Here is a 15,308-nt window from a genome sequence, read left to right as displayed (position 1 = left end):
CGGATAGCCACCCGTACCGGGCGTACCCGGGCGACGCGGTGACGCGGTGACGCGGCGAGGCGGCGAGGCGCGGTGACCGGCGGCGCGCGCCAGGCACGACCCGAACGACACGGCCTAGGCGGGGCGGTGTGCGCAGGTCGCTCGCGCGGCACCTGGCTCCGGAACGGTGCCCGGGGCCTGGCGGCAGGCGGGTCACTCCCAGTCGCCGTAGACCGGCGGGCGGGAGCCGTCGCCGTCCGGGGAGGGGTGCGACTGCCGGTTCTGCTTCACCTGGTCGCGGGCGTCGTGTGCCGCGTCGGAGGCCGTTCCGCGGATGTCCTGGGCGGTGCGCCGCCCGGTGTCCGCCGCGTCGTCCTTCAGGTGACGGGCGGACTCGCGTGCCGCGTCGCGTACGGGCCCGGAGTGCCGGTTCGCCTGGTCGGCGAGGCGGCCGGTGGCGTCGCGTTCCGCCTGGGTGGGCGGCATGAGCGCCGCCGCGAGGAAGCCCGCGCCGAACGCGAGCAGCCCCGCCGCCAGCGGATTGCCCCGCGTGCGCTCGGCCGCAGCGCCGGGGGCCTGCCCGGCGCGCTCGCGCACCGTCTGCCCGGCCTCCTGGGCGCCGGCCGAGGCCGTGCCCGCCGTGCCGAACGCGCGGTCGCGCAGGTCGGAGGCACCGTCGAGCATCCGGCGGCCGCCGCGCTGCGCCATGCCGCGCGGGCTGACGCGGTCGGCGAGCCGGTCGAGGTCGTCGCCGAGCCGGTTGCGTGTCGCTTCGATCTCTGCCTTGATCTGCTCGGATGAGGTTGCCATCGGTCCGTCCTTCCGGTCAGCTGCGCTGGTCGGCGGCGGTGCCACCGGACGTGGCGGGGCCCGCGCGGCCCGCCCTGGCGAGGCGCCCGGCGGCGAAACCGGCAAGGGCCACGCCGCCGAGGAACATGGCGGGCCGCCGCGCGGCGAAGTCGCGCAGCTCGCCCGCCAGGCCCTCCACGCCGTTCTCGTCCAGGTAGTCGGCGGCACGCCGGCCGCTGTCGGCGGCGCGGGCGACGACGCCGCGCACCGGGGAGTCCTCCGGGGCGCGCTCGGCCATCGTCGCGAGGTCGTCGGCCCACTGGCGCACCGCGCCCGTCGCGGACCGCTCCTGGTCACGCGCCTCCTCGGCGACACGGTCGCCGAAGGCGCGGGCGGCCGACGCGGCCTGGTCGCCCGCCGTGCCCGCCGCCTCGGCGGCACGCTGCCTGACCTGCTCCGCCGTCGAGGATGTCTGCTGCTCGGCCGTCTCCGTCATGGCGTCGTCCATCTCTCCCGAAGTCGCGCGGAACGTGTGTCCCGGGTCGGGCACACGCCGGTCGGGTAGCCATCGCCTCGCGGAGCAAAACGCACCGGAACGGACAAAAAGGGGCCGCCCGCCGGATCGGCGGGCGGCCCCCTCGGGGACGTGCGCGGCTCAGGCGAACAGCTCGGGGAGCGTCCGCTCGTGCGCCTCGCGCAGCTCGTCCAGCGTGAGCGTGAACGCGCCCTGCACCTCGATCGCGTCCCCGTCGACCACGCCCACCCGCGCGGCGGGCAGCCCGCGCGCGGCGCACATGTCCGTGAAGCGGACCTCCTCGCTGCGCGGCACGGCCACGACCGCGCGGCCCTGGGACTCGGAGAAGAGGAACGTGAACGCGTCGAGCCCGTCCGGCACCACCAGGCGCGCGCCCTGCCCGCCCTTCAGGCACGACTCCACGACCGCCTGCACCAGGCCGCCGTCCGAGAGGTCGTGCGCCGCGTCGATCATCCCGTCACGCGACGCCGAGACGAGGATCTCGCCCAGCAGCCGCTCGCGCTCCAGGTCCACCTTCGGCGGCAGCCCGCCCAGGTGCCCGTGCACGACCTGCGACCAGGCGGAGCCGCCGAACTCGTCGGCCGTGTCGCCCAGCAGGTAGAGCAGCTGGCCCGCCTCGCGGAACGCCATCGGGGTGCGCCGCGCCACGTCGTCGATGACGCCCAGGACGCCCACCACCGGCGTGGGGTGGATGGCGGCCTCGCCGGTCTGGTTGTAGAGCGAGACGTTGCCGCCGGTCACGGGCGTGCCGAGGGTGCGGCAGGCGTCGGCGAGGCCGCGCGTGGCCTCGGCGAACTGCCACATGACGGCCGGGTCCTCGGGCGAGCCGAAGTTCAGGCAGTCGGTGACGGCCAGCGGCGTCGCGCCGGTCGCGGCGACGTTCCGGTACGCCTCGGCCAGCGCGAGCTGCGCGCCCGCGTACGGGTCGAGCTTGGCGTACCGGCCGTTGCCGTCCGTGGCGACGGCGACGCCGAGGCCGCTCTCCTCGTCCACGCGGATCATGCCGCTGTCCTCGGGCTGGGCGAGGACGGTGTTGCCGAGGACGTACCGGTCGTACTGCGCGGTGATCCACGACTTGGCCGCCTGGTTCGGCGACGAGACGAGCGCGATGACCTGCGCGCGCAGCTCGTCCGCGCCGGCCGGGCGCGCCAGGGCGGCGGGGTCGTCGGCGCGCAGCACGTCCAGCCACGCGGGGCGGGCCCGCGGCCGGTCGTACACCGGGCCCTCGTGCGCCACGGTGCGCGGCGGGACGTCCACGATCTGCTCGCCGTGCCAGAAGATCTCCAGGCGGTCCCCGTCCGTGACCTCGCCGATGACGGTCGCGATCACGTCCCACTTGGCGCAGATCTCCAGGAACCGGTCGACGTTCCCCGGCTCGACGACCGCGCACATCCGCTCCTGCGACTCGCTCATCAGGATCTCCTCGGGGGAGAGCGACGAGTCGCGCAGCGGCACGGTGTCCAGCTCGACGCGCATGCCGCCCGAGCCGTTGGACGCCAGCTCGGAGGTGGCGCAGGACAGGCCGGCCGCGCCGAGGTCCTGGATGCCGGTGACCAGGCCCTCGGCGAAGACCTCCAGGGTGCACTCGATGAGCAGCTTCTCCTGGAACGGGTCGCCGACCTGGACGGCGGGGCGCTTGGACGGCTTGGTGGAGTCGAACGACTCGGAGGCCAGGATGGAGGCGCCGCCGATGCCGTCGCCGCCGGTGCGGGCGCCGTAGAGGATGACCTTGTTGCCCGCGCCCGCCGCCTTGGCGAGGTGGATGTCCTCGTGCTTCATGACGCCGACGCACAGGGCGTTGACCAGCGGGTTGCCCTGGTAGCAGGCGTCGAAGACGACCTCGCCGCCGATGTTCGGCAGGCCGAGGCAGTTGCCGTAGCCGCCGATGCCGGCGACGACGCCCGGCAGGACGCGGCGGGTGTCGGGGTGGTCGGCGGCGCCGAAGCGCAGCGGGTCCATCACGGCGACCGGGCGGGCGCCCATGGCGATGATGTCGCGGACGATGCCGCCGATGCCCGTCGCGGCGCCCTGGTAGGGCTCGACGTACGACGGGTGGTTGTGCGACTCGATCTTGAACGTGACGGCGATGCCGCGGCCGACGTCCACGACGCCCGCCTGCTCGCCGATGCCGACGAGGAGCGCGTCGCTGTGCGGTGCCTGCTCGCCGAACTGCCGCAGGTGCACCTTGCTCGACTTGTACGAGCAGTGCTCGGACCACATGACCGAGTACATGGCCAGCTCGGCGCCGGTCGGGCGGCGGCCCAGGATCTCGCGGACCCGGTCGTACTCGTCGCGCTTGAGGCCCAGTTCGGCCCAGGGCTGCGGGGAGTCCGGGGTGTCGGCGGCGTGCTTGACGGTGTCCAGGGACATCAGGCGACCAGCTTCCTGAGAGCCGAGGTGAAGAACCCGAGGCCGTCCGTGGTGGGGCCGGTCAGGGCCTCCACGGCGTGCTCGGGGTGGGGCATGAGGCCGACGACGTTGCCCGCCTCGTTGGTGATCCCGGCGATGTCGCGGCGGGAGCCGTTCGGATTGCCGCCGAGGTAGCGGAAGACGACGCGGCCCTCGGCCTCCAGCTCGTCCAGCGTGCGCTCGTCGGCGATGTAGCCGCCCTCGCCGTTCTTCAGCGGGACGGTGATCTCCTGCCCGGCCGCGTAGTCGGCGGTCCAGGCCGTCGCCGCGTTCTCCACGCGCAGGCGCTGGTCGCGGCAGATGAAGTGGAGGTGGTCGTTGCGCGTCAGGGCACCGGGCAGCAGGTGGGACTCGCACAGGATCTGGAAGCCGTTGCAGATCCCGAGGACCGGCAGGCCCGCGCGGGCCTGCTCGATGATCGTTTCCATGACCGGCGAGAAACGGGCGATGGCGCCGCAGCGGAGATAGTCGCCGTAACTGAATCCGCCCGGGAGGATCACGGCATCGACCTGACGCAGATCTTTATCGCCGTGCCACAGGGCGACCGGCTCGCCGCCCGCCAGCTTTACCGCGCGCCGCGCGTCCCGGTCGTCGAGGGAACCGGGAAATGTGACGACTCCTACACGAGTGGTCACCGTGCCGCCCCGGCTTCCTCGATACGCGCTTCCACGCGGACGGTGAAGTCCTCGATCACGGTGTTGGCGAGAAAGGTGCGGGCCATCTCGCGGACCCGTTCCAGAACCGCCTCGTCCACCGGCTCGGCGACTTCGAGCTCGAATCGCTTCCCCTGGCGGACGTCGGTGATGCCCTCGAACCCCAGCCGCGGCAGGGCGCGCTGGACGGCTTGTCCCTGCGGGTCGAGGATCTCCGGCTTGAGCATGACGTCGACTACGACGCGAGCCACTGGTACTCCCGGTGGTGTGGTGCGGTGCTGTGTCGGTGCGTGCGCTTGAACGCACGGCAAGCCTACCGGGCGCGAGAATCTACGCGAGTAGCGGGAAGGGCGGCGGTCACGTTAAGGTATCGAGGACACAAACCCCTCCTGTAAACGGGAAAGAAAAAGTAGGGTTCCCGGTACGGCGTACCTGCGACGGAAATTCTCCCTTCGCATTACCGAGCCGAGCACGGTACAAATAAAAGAACCCCGACTCGCGATCAAGGGGAGCTCCAGCATCGCATCACGTGATTCCGCGGTGACCCTCCCGGCACCATCGATGTCACGGCTGCGATCCTCCCGGAAGGACCGATATCCCGTGGCACAGCGTGTAGTGGTGACCCTCGCCGACGACATCGACGGCGGCGAGGCGGCGGAGACGGTCGCCTTCGGACTCGACGGGAAGACGTACGAGATCGACCTCAGCGAGCACAACGCGGAGAAGCTCAGGTCGGCGCTGGCACCGTTCGTCGAGGCGGGCCGCAAGCGGTCGCGCTCCGGGCGCGCGTTCACCCACACCTCGGTGGCCCCCGACCCCCGGGCGGTGCGGGCCTGGGCCGAGTCGAACGGTTTCGGGGTGCCGGCGCGCGGGCGCATCCCCAAGCGGGTCTACGACGCGTTCAACGAGGCGCACGCCACCGTCGCTTGAGGCGTGCGCCGGGGGCGCCCGCCGGCCGTGCCCGCCTCGATTTGCCATCCACCCCGGGTGATCGGCTAGAGTCTGGAACACGCCGAAGGGCAAGGACCGGAAGGTCCGAACCCCGGGTCGCGCGGGTGTAGTTCAGTAGTAGAACACCCCCTTTCCAAGGGGGAGGCGCAGTGTGCAATTCCTGTCACCCGCTCCAGCCGCTGGACCGATCTGAGGGATCGGGTACAGTGGTGGCACTGCGGACGTGGCTCAGTTGGTAGAGCATCACCTTGCCAAGGTGAGGGTCGCGAGTTCGAATCTCGTCGTCCGCTCGGTTCGAAGGGACCGTCTCCTCCGGGAGACGGTCCCTTTGTCGTTTCCGTGTGGTCTTCGCCCGGGAAAGGCCGAGGGGCCGGGGCGCGCGGCCCCGGCCCGTTCCCGTTCCGTCAGTCCCAGGGCATGCCGGTCAGCAGGCGGAACGCCTCGGCGTACGTGGCGCGCGTCGCCTCGACCACCTCGGGGGGCAGCACGGGCGGCGGGGTGCTGCCGGACGGGTCCCAGCCCGACTCGTTCCGCAGCCAGTCGCGGAGGAACTGCTTGTCGTACGACCGCTGCGCGCGGCCCGGCTGCCACTCGTCCTTGCGCCAGAAGCGCGACGAGTCGGGCGTCAGCACCTCGTCGGCCAGGACGAGCGGCGCGTCGTCCCCGGCGCCCGGCGGGCGGCCGAACTCGAACTTCGTGTCCGCCAGGATGATGCCCCGGTCGCGGGCGATGTCGCGCGCGCGGCCGTAGACGGCCAGCGTCGCCTGGCGCAGCCGGACCGCCGTCTCGGCGCCGACCCGGCGGGCGACCTCCTCGTACGACACGTTCTCGTCGTGGTCGCCGACGGCCGCCTTGGTGGCCGGGGTGAAGATCGGCGCGGGCAGTTCCGAGCCGTCGGTGAGCCCCGGCGGGAGGGCGAGGCCGCAGACGGTGCGGTCGCGCGCGTACTCCGCGAGGCCCGAGCCGGTGAGGTAGCCGCGGGCGACGGCCTCGACGGGGATCATGTCGAGGTTGTGGCAGACGGTGGTGCGGCCCTCCCAGTCGGCGGGGGCGCCGGGCGGCAGCTCCGTGGAGACGACATGGCTCTCGACGAGGTCGGAGAGCTGGTCGAACCACCACAGCGACAGGCGCGTCAGGATGCGGCCCTTGTCCGGGATCTCCGTGGGCAGCACCCAGTCGTACGTGGAGACGCGGTCGCTGGCGACCATGACGAGACGGCCGGCCTCGTCGCGGTACAGGTCGCGGACCTTCCCGGTGTGCAGGTGCACAAGTCCCGGGACCCGCACGGGTTCCGGCTGCTCGACGAATCCAGGCACGGTGCCTCCTGGCGGCTCGGCGGTTGGGGCTGGCCCTCATTCTCCCGCAGGTCGCGGGGCGGCCCCGCCACCCGCGGGAGGGGGACGGGCCGCCACGGCGCGGTCAGTCCCGTTTGCAGACCCGGTCGAGGAGGTTGGCGGTCGCGCGCTGGATACGGGCGTCGGTGTGCCCGGGGCGCCCCAGCGCGGGGGACCAGGCGAAGGTGCCGGAGGCGAACACCCAGGCGCCGCTGGGCGCGCGGTAGAGGGACGTCTCCTGGTGGCGGCGGACGCCGGAGTCGTCCTGGTAGGGCGAGTGGGCCAGGAGGACCCGTTCGTCGTGCTCGGGCAGGGGCGTGCGGGGGTAGTAGCGGTCGGCCTCGCCCGCGACGAGCCCCGGGAGTTCCCCGGCCTCGGTGACGCCGGTGCCCTGCCACAGCCAGTGGCCGGTGTTGCGCGCGATCAGCGGCTGGGGACGGGGGACGCGGCCGGTGTACTGGATGCCCATCAGGGTCTGCTCGGGCGCGCCCTGGTCGCGCCACAGGACGGCGCGGCCGGGGCCCTGGCGTTTGCGGCAGGTGAGCAGCCGGTCCGGGTCCCCGGCGGGGAGCGGGCCGAGGGTGACCTGCCAGTACATGGTGTTGGCCGACAGGAAGACGAGGGAGGTGCCCTCGTCGCGGGCGCGTTCGGCGGCGCGGCGCATCGGTACGGACCAGTACTCGTCGTGGCCGGGGAAGACCATGCCGCGGTAGCGCGCGGGGTCCACACGGCCCGCGTGCAGGTCGCGGGCGGTGGCGTACGCGAGGTCGTATCCCTCGCGTTCGGCCCAGCGGATGACGTCGTAGGCGTGCCCGGCGTGCAGCGGGAGCCCGGCCCCGGCGTAGGGGCGGTCGAAGCAGACGGCGGTGGCCGCCTCGGACTCCCCCAGCAGCCTGCCGCCCGCGTCCCAGGCGTGGTAGAGGCTGGCGCCGTGGCGGCCGTCCTCGGGGAAGAGGTTGTACGCCTGCCAGGTCACGTCGGGGAGCAGCAGCAGGAGGTCGGCGGGGCGGTCGTCCCTGACGGTGAACGGCACATGGGACCGGAAACGGCCGTCCGCCGTCGTGAGTACGGCAACATACGCGCCCGGCTGCCAGTCGGCCGGTACCTGCGTGCGCCACGACAGCCACCAGTGGTGGCAGGACACGGCGCGGCCCGCGACCATCGGGGGTGGCTGGCGGATGCCCATCAGCTTGGGGCTGCGCAGGAGGAGGCGGGCACCGGCGCCGTCGAAGTGGCCGATGCGGTAGACGTCGATGGTGAACTCCTGCGGCGGGTTGACCGTCACGCGGAAGTCGAGGGGTTCGCCGGGCGCGACCGCGCCGTCCGAGACGAAGCCCTTGATCTGGCAGTTCACGTCGTCCGCCGTGTCGGGTCCCGCGGGCTGCCCGGGGACGGCGTGCGCGCTGGGGCGGTAGTGCCCGTTCCCCCTGAGCCAGGGCAGCGGCCCCTGGCCGTACGGATCGGAGACCGCGTGTCCGAACGCGCCCGACTCCCACCGCCGGATGCGTTCCGTGGCTTCTCTCAAGCTCCCCTCCCTGCACCTCCGCGTGGTCCGTGCCGTGGCTCAGCACATCACATCCGGCAAGCGCCCGGTCACCGTTCGTTCGCGTGGTTGACCGGAGTCGGTTGCCTGATAGTGGCGCCCAGCGTGAAGTGTGTCGAGCCCTCCCGAGACGGAAATCGGCCAGAAAAGCGGGCGCATGTGCCGTGTGTCCGGGGTCAGACGAGGCGGACGGGCTTGTCGGGGCGTACGCCCGTGGTGGCCAGCCAGGCGCGCAGGGGGCCGGGGTCGCCGTCCTCCAGGAGGCGCAGCACGGGGTCCGTGAGATCGGGGCCGCGGCGGCTCCCCTGGCCCTGGCCCGTGGTGAGCAGGACGGGGCCGTCGAGCCAGTCGAGTCCCGGGGTGGCGCCCGTGGTGTCGGCGGCGGCGCAGCAGACGGCGGCCGTGACGTGCTCGGCGAGCAGTTCGCGGTCGGCGCGGGGCGGTTGCCAGGGCAGGGGGGCGGCGGGCGCGGCGGTGTCCGGCGGGGGGTGCGGGCCGGTGTGGGCGGCCTCGGCGCGGGCGGTGTCGGCGCTGAGCCGGGCGGCGAGCGCGTCGGCGCCGTCGAGGGCGGCGGCGTCGGCGAGGCGCTGGAGCGCGCAGGAGAGGGTGGGGGTCTCGGTGGCGTCGAGGGCGAGGAAGAGGCGGGCGGCGCGGTCGCGCCAGATGCGGTCCACGACCTCGTCGGGGTAGCCGGCCCAGTCCACGGGGGTCCAGCCGCCGGACGCGGCGCGGGCGGGGGCGGGCGCCGGGCCGGGTATGCCGTGGAAGAGGCGGGCGGCCAGCAGCGACACGGCCTCGTCCATCGCGCCCGGCTCCTCCAGCAGGTCGCAGGCGGGGCGGTCGTCGAGGCGGGCGGCCCAGCCGTCGGCGAGGCGGTCGCGGCGTGACAGCTCGGTGAGGGCGGCGACGACCCCGGCGTCCAGCCGCCGCGGCCAGCGGCCGATGCGCCAGGCGGGCAGCGCGACGCGGGTGAGCAGCCGGTCCCAGCCCGCGTAGGCGAGGCCCACCTGCTCCTGGGCGGTCTGCCTGAGGGCCTGGTCCACGTCCTGCGCGCGGGCGGCGGCGGCCTGGGCGACGCCGCGTTCCATCTCGGCCGGGTGGGTGCCGGACAGGCGCAGCAGGCCGCGGGCGACGGAGGCCGCGTAGGCGCGCGCCGGGTGCCGCAGGGCGGGGGCGGTGTGGGCCGCGGCGGCGTCCCAGGCGCGGACGCAGCGGCGTGCGGCGGCGATGTCGGGGTGCGCGGCCGGGCCCGTCCCGGCGACGACGGGGGCGAGCAGCGCGTGCAGCTCGGCGACGCGCAGCCACCACAGGAACGGCGAGCCGATGACCAGGACGGGCGCCGACGGGGGGCCGCCGCGCGGGGGCTCCTCCAGCCAGCTGTCGCAGTCCGGGGTGAGGGCGATGCCGCCGGGGACCGGGACATCGAGCCGGGCGGCCAGCTCGCGTATCAGCCGGTGGAGGGCGGGGGCGGCGCGTTCCGGCACGTCCACGGTGGGGGTGACGGCGGGGCGGGCGCGGGCGATGAGGGCGCCGGTCAGCGCGCCGAGCGCGGCCGTCGCGGCGGCCAGGGCGACGACGACGGCGCGGACGGCGGGCGCGCCGGTGCCCGTGGTGAAGAGGACGACGGCGACGGCGGCGGGGATGAGGGCGACGGCGAGGGCGCCGTTCCGCACGCGGAGCACGGCCAGCGCGTGCTCCCGCGCGGAGCGGCCCGCCCGCGGCGTACGCGTCCGACGCTCCACCATGCCCTGCCCTCCGCCTTCCCGACCCGCCCCGAACCTGTGTCCCACTGTCGCACCGGCCACCGACATCGCAACGCGCGGTGATCCAATCGCCGCGGCGCGCGGTGGCCGGCGGCCGGGGAAAAGGTGAATAACGCTGCGCCGCACCCTAGTTGGGCACAGTGAACACGTCAGCCGGTCAGCGGAACGTCACTCGATGGTGGGGCTTTGGGGAAGGCCAGGTGTGCGGTTGACAGGGCTCCGGGGCCCGGCGGGGTCAGCCGGCGGCGCGCGCGGCGATGTCCGTGCGGTGGTGCGAGCCCGCCAGGCTTACGCGGCCGACCGCGCGGTAGGCACGGTCCCTGGCCTGCGCGAGGTCGGCGCCGGTGGCGGTGACGGACAGGACGCGGCCGCCCGCGCTGACCACCCGGCCGGTGTCGTCCAGGCGGGTGCCGGCGTGCAGGACGTACGCGTGGGGCGCGTCCTCGGCGGCGACGGCGTCGAGTCCCTCGATCGGGTCACCGGCGCGCGGCGCGTCGGGGTAGCCCTCGGCGGCGACCACGACCGTCACGGCGGCGCCGTCGCTCCAGCGCAGCGGCGGGAGGTCGGCGAGCGTGCCGGTGGCGGCGGCGAGCAGGACACCCGCCAGGGGGGTGCGCAGCCGGGCGAGGACGACCTGCGTCTCGGGGTCGCCGAAGCGCGCGTTGAACTCCACGACCCGCACGCCCCGCGAGGTCAGCGCCAGGCCCGCGTAGAGCAGCCCGGAGAACGGGGTGCCGCGGCGGCGCATCTCGTCCACGGTGGGCTGGAGGACCGTGTCCATGACCTCCTGGACGAGCTTCGGGTCGGCCCAGGGCAGCGGCGAGTAGGCGCCCATGCCGCCGGTGTTGGGGCCCTCGTCGCCGTCGTGGGCGCGCTTGAAGTCCTGCGCGGGCTGGAGGGGGACGACGGTCTCCCCGTCCGTGACGGCGAACAGCGAGACCTCGGGACCGTCCAGGTACTCCTCGACCACGACGCGGTCGCAGCCCCTGGCGTGCGCGCGGGCCACGGCGATGTCGCCCGTCACCACGACGCCCTTGCCCGCCGCGAGGCCGTCGTCCTTCACCACGTAGGGCGGGCCGAAGGCGGTGAGTGCGGCGTCGGACTCGGCGGCGGTGGCGCACACGTAACTGCGGGCGGTCGGGACGCCGGCTGCGGCCATGACCTCCTTGGCGAACGCCTTGCTGCCCTCCAGGTACGCGGCCTGGGCGGACGGCCCGAAGACCGGGATGCCCGCGGCGCGCACCGCGTCCGCGACGCCCGCGACCAGCGGGGCCTCGGGGCCGACGACGACGAGTCCGGCGTCGAGGCGGCGGGCGAGGGCGGCGACGGCGTTGCCGTCGAGGGCGTCCACCGGGTGGGTGGACGCGACGGCGGCGATCCCCGCGTTGCCGGGGGCGCAGTGGAGTTCGCCGACGGCCGGGTCGGCGGAGAGGGCGTGGCAGAGGGCGTGCTCGCGGGCGCCGCCGCCGATGACGAGGATGTTCACAGGGGCAGCCTAACGGCGGCGCGGCCGACGCCAGTCTTTCGGGTGAAGCCCGGGGAGTCGGCGCGCTGACGGCCCCGGCGGTGTGCGTGTGGCGTGCCCGCGGTGGCCTGAAGGGGTCGGCGGGGTGGCGGGCGGCGGGGGCCGTGCGGCCGTCCGGGGGAGGCGAAGTCAGGCCATCCGGCGCAGTGGTGGTCGCGGTGGGGGACGGTCAGCTGAAGACGATCATCGAGCCCTGGGCCAGGCTGCGCGTCGCCGCCGCGTGCAGGCCGAGCCAGACGTGGCGCTCCCGCGCGTACGGGCCGTCGGCGGCCGTCGGTCCCGCGGCGGGCTCGTCCAGTGTGGTGGGTCCCGCGGGCGGCGCGGGGGCGGGCGGGGGGTTGAGGGGGTCGATGTCGAGCAGCGGGGCGACCGTCTCCAGTTCGCGCAGCAGGCCGTGGCTCGATCCGAGCGGGCCGCCGCCCGACAGCAGCGACTCGTTCACCAGCGGGTGCGGGAAGTCGACGGGGACGTAGGCGCCCGCGTGGTCGAAGTGCCAGACGAGGTGCGACTGCTGGGCCGCGCTCTCGAACATCTCCAGCAACTGCTGGTAGTCGCCGTCGAGTTCCTTCACCGGGGTGACGGGCAGGCCGCTGAGGTGCAGGAGGTAGGCGCGGCGCAGGAGGTGGAGCGCGGCGTAGTCGAAGCCCGCGACGGGCGCGACCGTTCCCGACATGCCGGGGACGTAGCCGTACACCGGGACCGGCGGGGCGCCCGCCTCGGTCAGGGCCCGGTCGTACTCGGCGAGTTCCTCGGCGAAGGGGTTGTCGGGGCTGTGGCACAGCACGTCGACGAGGGGCACCAGCCACAGGTCACAGGCCATGTAACGGCTCGCTCTCGGTCGCGGAGACGCGGGCACGAACGGGTGCGCGCGGTTACCGCCAGCGTAGAGCCTGGCACCGCGCTCAGGGCCCCGGGTGCGCGGCGAGACGGGTGGCCAGCGCGAGGATGTGCGCGCGGTGGGCGGCGAGGAGGCGTTCGGTGGCGGCGCGGTCGCCGCGCTCGACGGCGTCGGCGAGTTCGAGGTGTCCGGCCCACAGGTGCGCGGTCAGCTCGGGCCTGCGGCGCAGGAAGAAGACGGTGAACGCCCAGCAGCGCACCCGCAGCCGGTCGAGGAACTCGCCGATGTGCGGATTGCCGGTGAGCGCGTCGAGTTCGCGCCAGTAGCGGAGGTCGTAGCCGATGAGGACGTCCAGGTCGCCCGCCGTGGCGGCCTGCCGGGCGGCGGCGGCGCGGCGGCGTACGGAGGTGAACGCGTCGTGGTGCGCGCGGTCGGGGTCGAGCACGCCGTCGGTGGCGAGGAGGCCGTCGGTGACGATGGCGAGCGCCCCGACCATGTGCCGGAAGTCGTCGAGCGTGAACCGGCGTATGCGGAAGCCGCGGTGCCGCTCCACGTCGAGCAGGCCCTGCGCGGACAGGTCGACCAGCGCCTCGCGGACGGGCGTCGCGGAGACGCCGTAGTGCTCGGCTATCTCGCGGACGGTGAACTCGCCCTCGGGACCGAGCCGTCCGGCCAGGATCTCTTCCCGCAGGGCGTCGGCGAGTTGCTCCCGCAAGGTGCTCCGTCGAATCACGGCAGCCCAGGGTACAGGGCAGGTAACTAATTGACCGTATACAGTCAATCGCGCCGATATCGGCGCGGCTCCGGCGGAGTCGGGGGCGAACGGCGCCCGCCCGTGCGCCCCCTCCCGTGCTCCCGCGCACTCCCGGGTTCCCGAGGCACCGGCAGGAGCGGTGTCGGCACCCACACCTATCCTCGGGAGGGTAAGCGCGCACTCAGCAACCGGGGGACAGCACCAGATGGACCGGCTCACGCCGCGTGACCCGCGCAGCATAGGACCGTACCGACTCCTCGCCCGGCTGGGCGCCGGCGGTATGGGGCAGGTCTACCTGGCCCGTTCCGAGCGCGGCCGTACCGTGGCGGTGAAGACGATCGTCCCGTCACTGGTGCAGGAGCCGGACTTCCGGGCCAGGTTCGAGCGCGAGATCAGCGCGGCGCGCCGGGTGGGCGGCCGGTGGACGGCGCCGGTCCTCGACGCGGACACCGAGGCGGAGATGCCCTGGGTCGCCACCGGGTACATCGCGGGGCCCTCCCTGCACGATGTCGTCACCCGCGACTTCGGGCCGCTGCCGGTGCGCAGCACGCTCCTGCTGGCCAACGGGCTGGTCCACGCGCTGCGCGACATCCACGGCGCGGGCCTCGTCCACCGCGACCTCAAGCCGTCCAACGTCCTGATGACCATCGACGGGCCGCGCGTCATCGACTTCGGCATCGCGCGCGCCCTCGACGTCGCGTCCGCCGGGCTGACGAGGACGGGCGTGACGGTCGGCTCGCCCGCGTTCATGTCCCCCGAGCAGGTGCGGGGCCGGCGGCTGACCCCCGCGAGCGACATCTTCTGCCTCGGCGCGCTGGTCGCGTACGCGGCGACCGGCGGCACGCCGTTCGGCGACCCGCAGTCGGGCGTGCACATCCTGATGTTCCGCATAGCGGAGGAGGAGCCCCGGCTCACCGACCTGCCCGACGCGCTGCTCGACGTCGTCGCGCGCTGCCTGGCCAAGGACCCGGCGGAGCGGCCGACGCTGGACGAGCTGGCGGGCATGACCGCGGTCGAGCCGTCGCGCGATCCCTGGCTCCCCGCGCCGCTGATAGCCCAACTCGGCCGTCAGGCAGTGGAGTTGCTGGACTCGGAGGCGCCGGCGAGCGTACCGGGACGGCGTGCGGTCGGCTTCGGCGGGCCCGTCACCCCGGCCGCGCCGGTCACCCCGGCGGCGCCGTCGGGCGCGTACACCACGGGCGCCCCGCCGCCCGCCTCGTCGCTGTCCTCGCCGTCGATCCCCTCGCCCTCCGGCCCCTACACCGGGCCCGTCGGCACGGGCGGCGCGTTCGGACCGGCGACGGGCGCGTTCGGCCCGACCGGCAGCGCCCCGTACGCCGTGCCGCCGACCGCGCCGCGCCGCAGGGGGAAGCGGATCGCCGTGCTGACCGGCGCCGCGGCGGCCGTCGTGGCACTGGTGACCGTGGGCGCCCTGCTGAGCCGCGGGGGCGGCGGGGGCGGAGGCGGCGACGGGCTGGACGACTACGTCGGCGCCTGGCACGGCGAGGAGGAGAACCCCGACACCGACCCGACGCTGCTGCGCTTCGACATCACCGAGGACGGCGACGACCTCTCCGGCACCGCCAGCGTCCTCACGCCGGAGACCCTGTGCACCTACGACCTGGTGATGACGCCGGAGAGCGACCCCGTCGAGTTCACCACGGCCGTCGAGTCGAGCGTGCCGGAGGACGCCCCCGGCTGCTCCGGCGGCGAGCGCGCGCAGACGCTGCGCCTCACCGACGACGGCGGGCTGGAGTGGACGGCGGGCAGCCGGCGCGCGACGCTCACCCCGACCACGGAAGCGACGCCAGGCGCCATGCCGGACGCGCTGGTCGGCTCGTACGGCGGGGCGTTCACCGACGAGGACGGGGACGGCACCGGCGAGATCACCATCGAGGAGGGCGACATCGGCGAGGTGCTGATGACGTACACCCAGGAGACCGCCGTCCAGCGCTGCACCTGGGAGAACTCGCTCGTCTCGGTCGACGGCGGCGTGGCCCTGATGAGCCCCGACGTGCTCACGGGCGACGACAACAGTGACGACTGCTTCATCAGCACCGCCTTCCGCATGTGGCTGACCCAGGACGGGAAGCTCGCGATCCGCTGGATCAACGAACCGGACGAGGACCCCAACCTCTACTCGGCGACATGAGCACGACACGCGGAGTGGCGGCACGCCCGTTCCCCGCGGGGGCGAATGTCACGAGTTGACACCGGACCCAAACACACGATCGG

At 74.2% G+C, this 15,308-nt stretch carries 13 protein-coding genes and 2 tRNA genes; 4 read left to right on the top strand and 11 right to left on the bottom strand.

The window, feature by feature from the left end:
- Window positions 1-192: 192 nt before the first annotated feature.
- From ACL02R_RS14190 to purS, 5 genes are all read right to left on the bottom strand, one after another.
- A complete protein-coding gene (locus ACL02R_RS14190; protein WP_412797242.1) occupies window positions 193-789 on the bottom strand; it encodes a DUF3618 domain-containing protein in 597 nt (198 codons plus the stop codon).
- Between the two features lie 16 nt (window positions 790-805).
- Entirely contained in the window at window positions 806-1,264 is a 459-nt protein-coding gene (locus ACL02R_RS14185; RefSeq protein ID WP_412797241.1) for a hypothetical protein, read from the bottom strand.
- Between the two features lie 159 nt (window positions 1,265-1,423).
- A complete protein-coding gene (purL, locus tag ACL02R_RS14180) occupies window positions 1,424-3,673 on the bottom strand; it encodes a phosphoribosylformylglycinamidine synthase subunit PurL (protein ID WP_412797240.1) in 2,250 nt (749 codons plus the stop codon).
- Window positions 3,673-4,347: a phosphoribosylformylglycinamidine synthase subunit PurQ gene (purQ, locus tag ACL02R_RS14175; RefSeq protein ID WP_412797239.1), complete on the bottom strand. Its 675-nt coding sequence runs from the start codon at window positions 4,345-4,347 to the stop codon at window positions 3,673-3,675. The genes purL and purQ overlap by 1 nt, the downstream gene beginning before the upstream one ends.
- The gene (purS, locus tag ACL02R_RS14170) at window positions 4,344-4,616 is read right to left on the bottom strand and encodes a phosphoribosylformylglycinamidine synthase subunit PurS (RefSeq protein ID WP_412797238.1); all 273 of its coding nucleotides are present in this window, start codon (window positions 4,614-4,616) and stop codon (window positions 4,344-4,346) included. Before purS ends, purQ begins: the two co-directional genes overlap by 4 nt.
- 349 nt (window positions 4,617-4,965) lie before the next feature.
- Here purS and ACL02R_RS14165 point away from each other — a divergent pair, with 349 nt between their 5' ends.
- From ACL02R_RS14165 to ACL02R_RS14155, 3 genes are all read left to right on the top strand, one after another.
- Window positions 4,966-5,295, top strand: coding sequence for a histone-like nucleoid-structuring protein Lsr2 (locus tag ACL02R_RS14165; RefSeq protein ID WP_412797237.1), 330 nt, complete (start codon window positions 4,966-4,968; stop codon window positions 5,293-5,295).
- A gap of 121 nt (window positions 5,296-5,416) precedes the next feature.
- Window positions 5,417-5,491, top strand: a tRNA-Gly gene (locus ACL02R_RS14160).
- Between the two features lie 42 nt (window positions 5,492-5,533).
- A tRNA-Gly gene (locus ACL02R_RS14155) sits at window positions 5,534-5,606 on the top strand.
- Window positions 5,607-5,720: 114 nt separating this feature from the next.
- Here the strand turns inward: ACL02R_RS14155 and ACL02R_RS14150 are convergent.
- The 6 genes from ACL02R_RS14150 to ACL02R_RS14125 form a co-directional block, all read right to left on the bottom strand.
- The gene (locus ACL02R_RS14150; RefSeq protein WP_412797236.1) at window positions 5,721-6,632 is read right to left on the bottom strand and encodes a phosphoribosylaminoimidazolesuccinocarboxamide synthase; all 912 of its coding nucleotides are present in this window, start codon (window positions 6,630-6,632) and stop codon (window positions 5,721-5,723) included.
- 103 nt (window positions 6,633-6,735) lie between these two features.
- Window positions 6,736-8,175, bottom strand: a complete 1,440-nt coding sequence (locus ACL02R_RS14145; protein ID WP_412797235.1) for a N,N-dimethylformamidase beta subunit family domain-containing protein — start codon at window positions 8,173-8,175, stop codon at window positions 6,736-6,738.
- A 194-nt stretch (window positions 8,176-8,369) separates the two neighbouring features.
- Complete coding sequence (locus tag ACL02R_RS14140) at window positions 8,370-9,938, bottom strand: hypothetical protein (protein WP_412797234.1); 1,569 nt, start codon at window positions 9,936-9,938, stop codon at window positions 8,370-8,372.
- 253 nt (window positions 9,939-10,191) lie between these two features.
- Window positions 10,192-11,442, bottom strand: coding sequence for a phosphoribosylamine--glycine ligase (gene purD, locus ACL02R_RS14135; protein ID WP_412797233.1), 1,251 nt, complete (start codon window positions 11,440-11,442; stop codon window positions 10,192-10,194).
- Between the two features lie 208 nt (window positions 11,443-11,650).
- Complete coding sequence (locus ACL02R_RS14130; RefSeq protein ID WP_412797232.1) at window positions 11,651-12,301, bottom strand: hypothetical protein; 651 nt, start codon at window positions 12,299-12,301, stop codon at window positions 11,651-11,653.
- An 82-nt stretch (window positions 12,302-12,383) separates the two neighbouring features.
- Window positions 12,384-13,052: a GntR family transcriptional regulator gene (locus tag ACL02R_RS14125; protein ID WP_412797231.1), complete on the bottom strand. Its 669-nt coding sequence runs from the start codon at window positions 13,050-13,052 to the stop codon at window positions 12,384-12,386.
- A gap of 226 nt (window positions 13,053-13,278) precedes the next feature.
- On the opposite strand from ACL02R_RS14125, the gene ACL02R_RS14120 reads away from it, so the two are divergent.
- Entirely contained in the window at window positions 13,279-15,225 is a 1,947-nt protein-coding gene (locus ACL02R_RS14120; RefSeq protein ID WP_412797230.1) for a protein kinase domain-containing protein, read from the top strand.
- The last annotated feature ends 83 nt before the right edge of the window (window positions 15,226-15,308 follow it).

Origin of the sequence: Streptomyces sp. MS19, from assembly GCF_047200595.1 — a bacterium.
GTDB lineage: Bacteria > Actinomycetota > Actinomycetes > Streptomycetales > Streptomycetaceae > Streptomyces.
Note: the sequence above shows the minus strand (reverse complement) of the source record. Positions and strands in the feature narration are given on the sequence as shown.

Coding starts and splice junctions, on each gene's coding strand:
- ACL02R_RS14190 (WP_412797242.1), bottom strand. CDS start 789: ATGGCAACCTCATCCGAGCAGATCAAGGCAGAGATCGAAGCGACACGC.
- ACL02R_RS14185 (WP_412797241.1), bottom strand. CDS start 1,264: ATGACGGAGACGGCCGAGCAGCAGACATCCTCGACGGCGGAGCAGGTC.
- purL (WP_412797240.1), bottom strand. CDS start 3,673: ATGTCCCTGGACACCGTCAAGCACGCCGCCGACACCCCGGACTCCCCG.
- ACL02R_RS14140 (WP_412797234.1), bottom strand. CDS start 9,938: ATGGTGGAGCGTCGGACGCGTACGCCGCGGGCGGGCCGCTCCGCGCGG.
- ACL02R_RS14130 (WP_412797232.1), bottom strand. CDS start 12,301: ATGGCCTGTGACCTGTGGCTGGTGCCCCTCGTCGACGTGCTGTGCCAC.
- ACL02R_RS14120 (WP_412797230.1), top strand. CDS start 13,279: ATGGACCGGCTCACGCCGCGTGACCCGCGCAGCATAGGACCGTACCGA.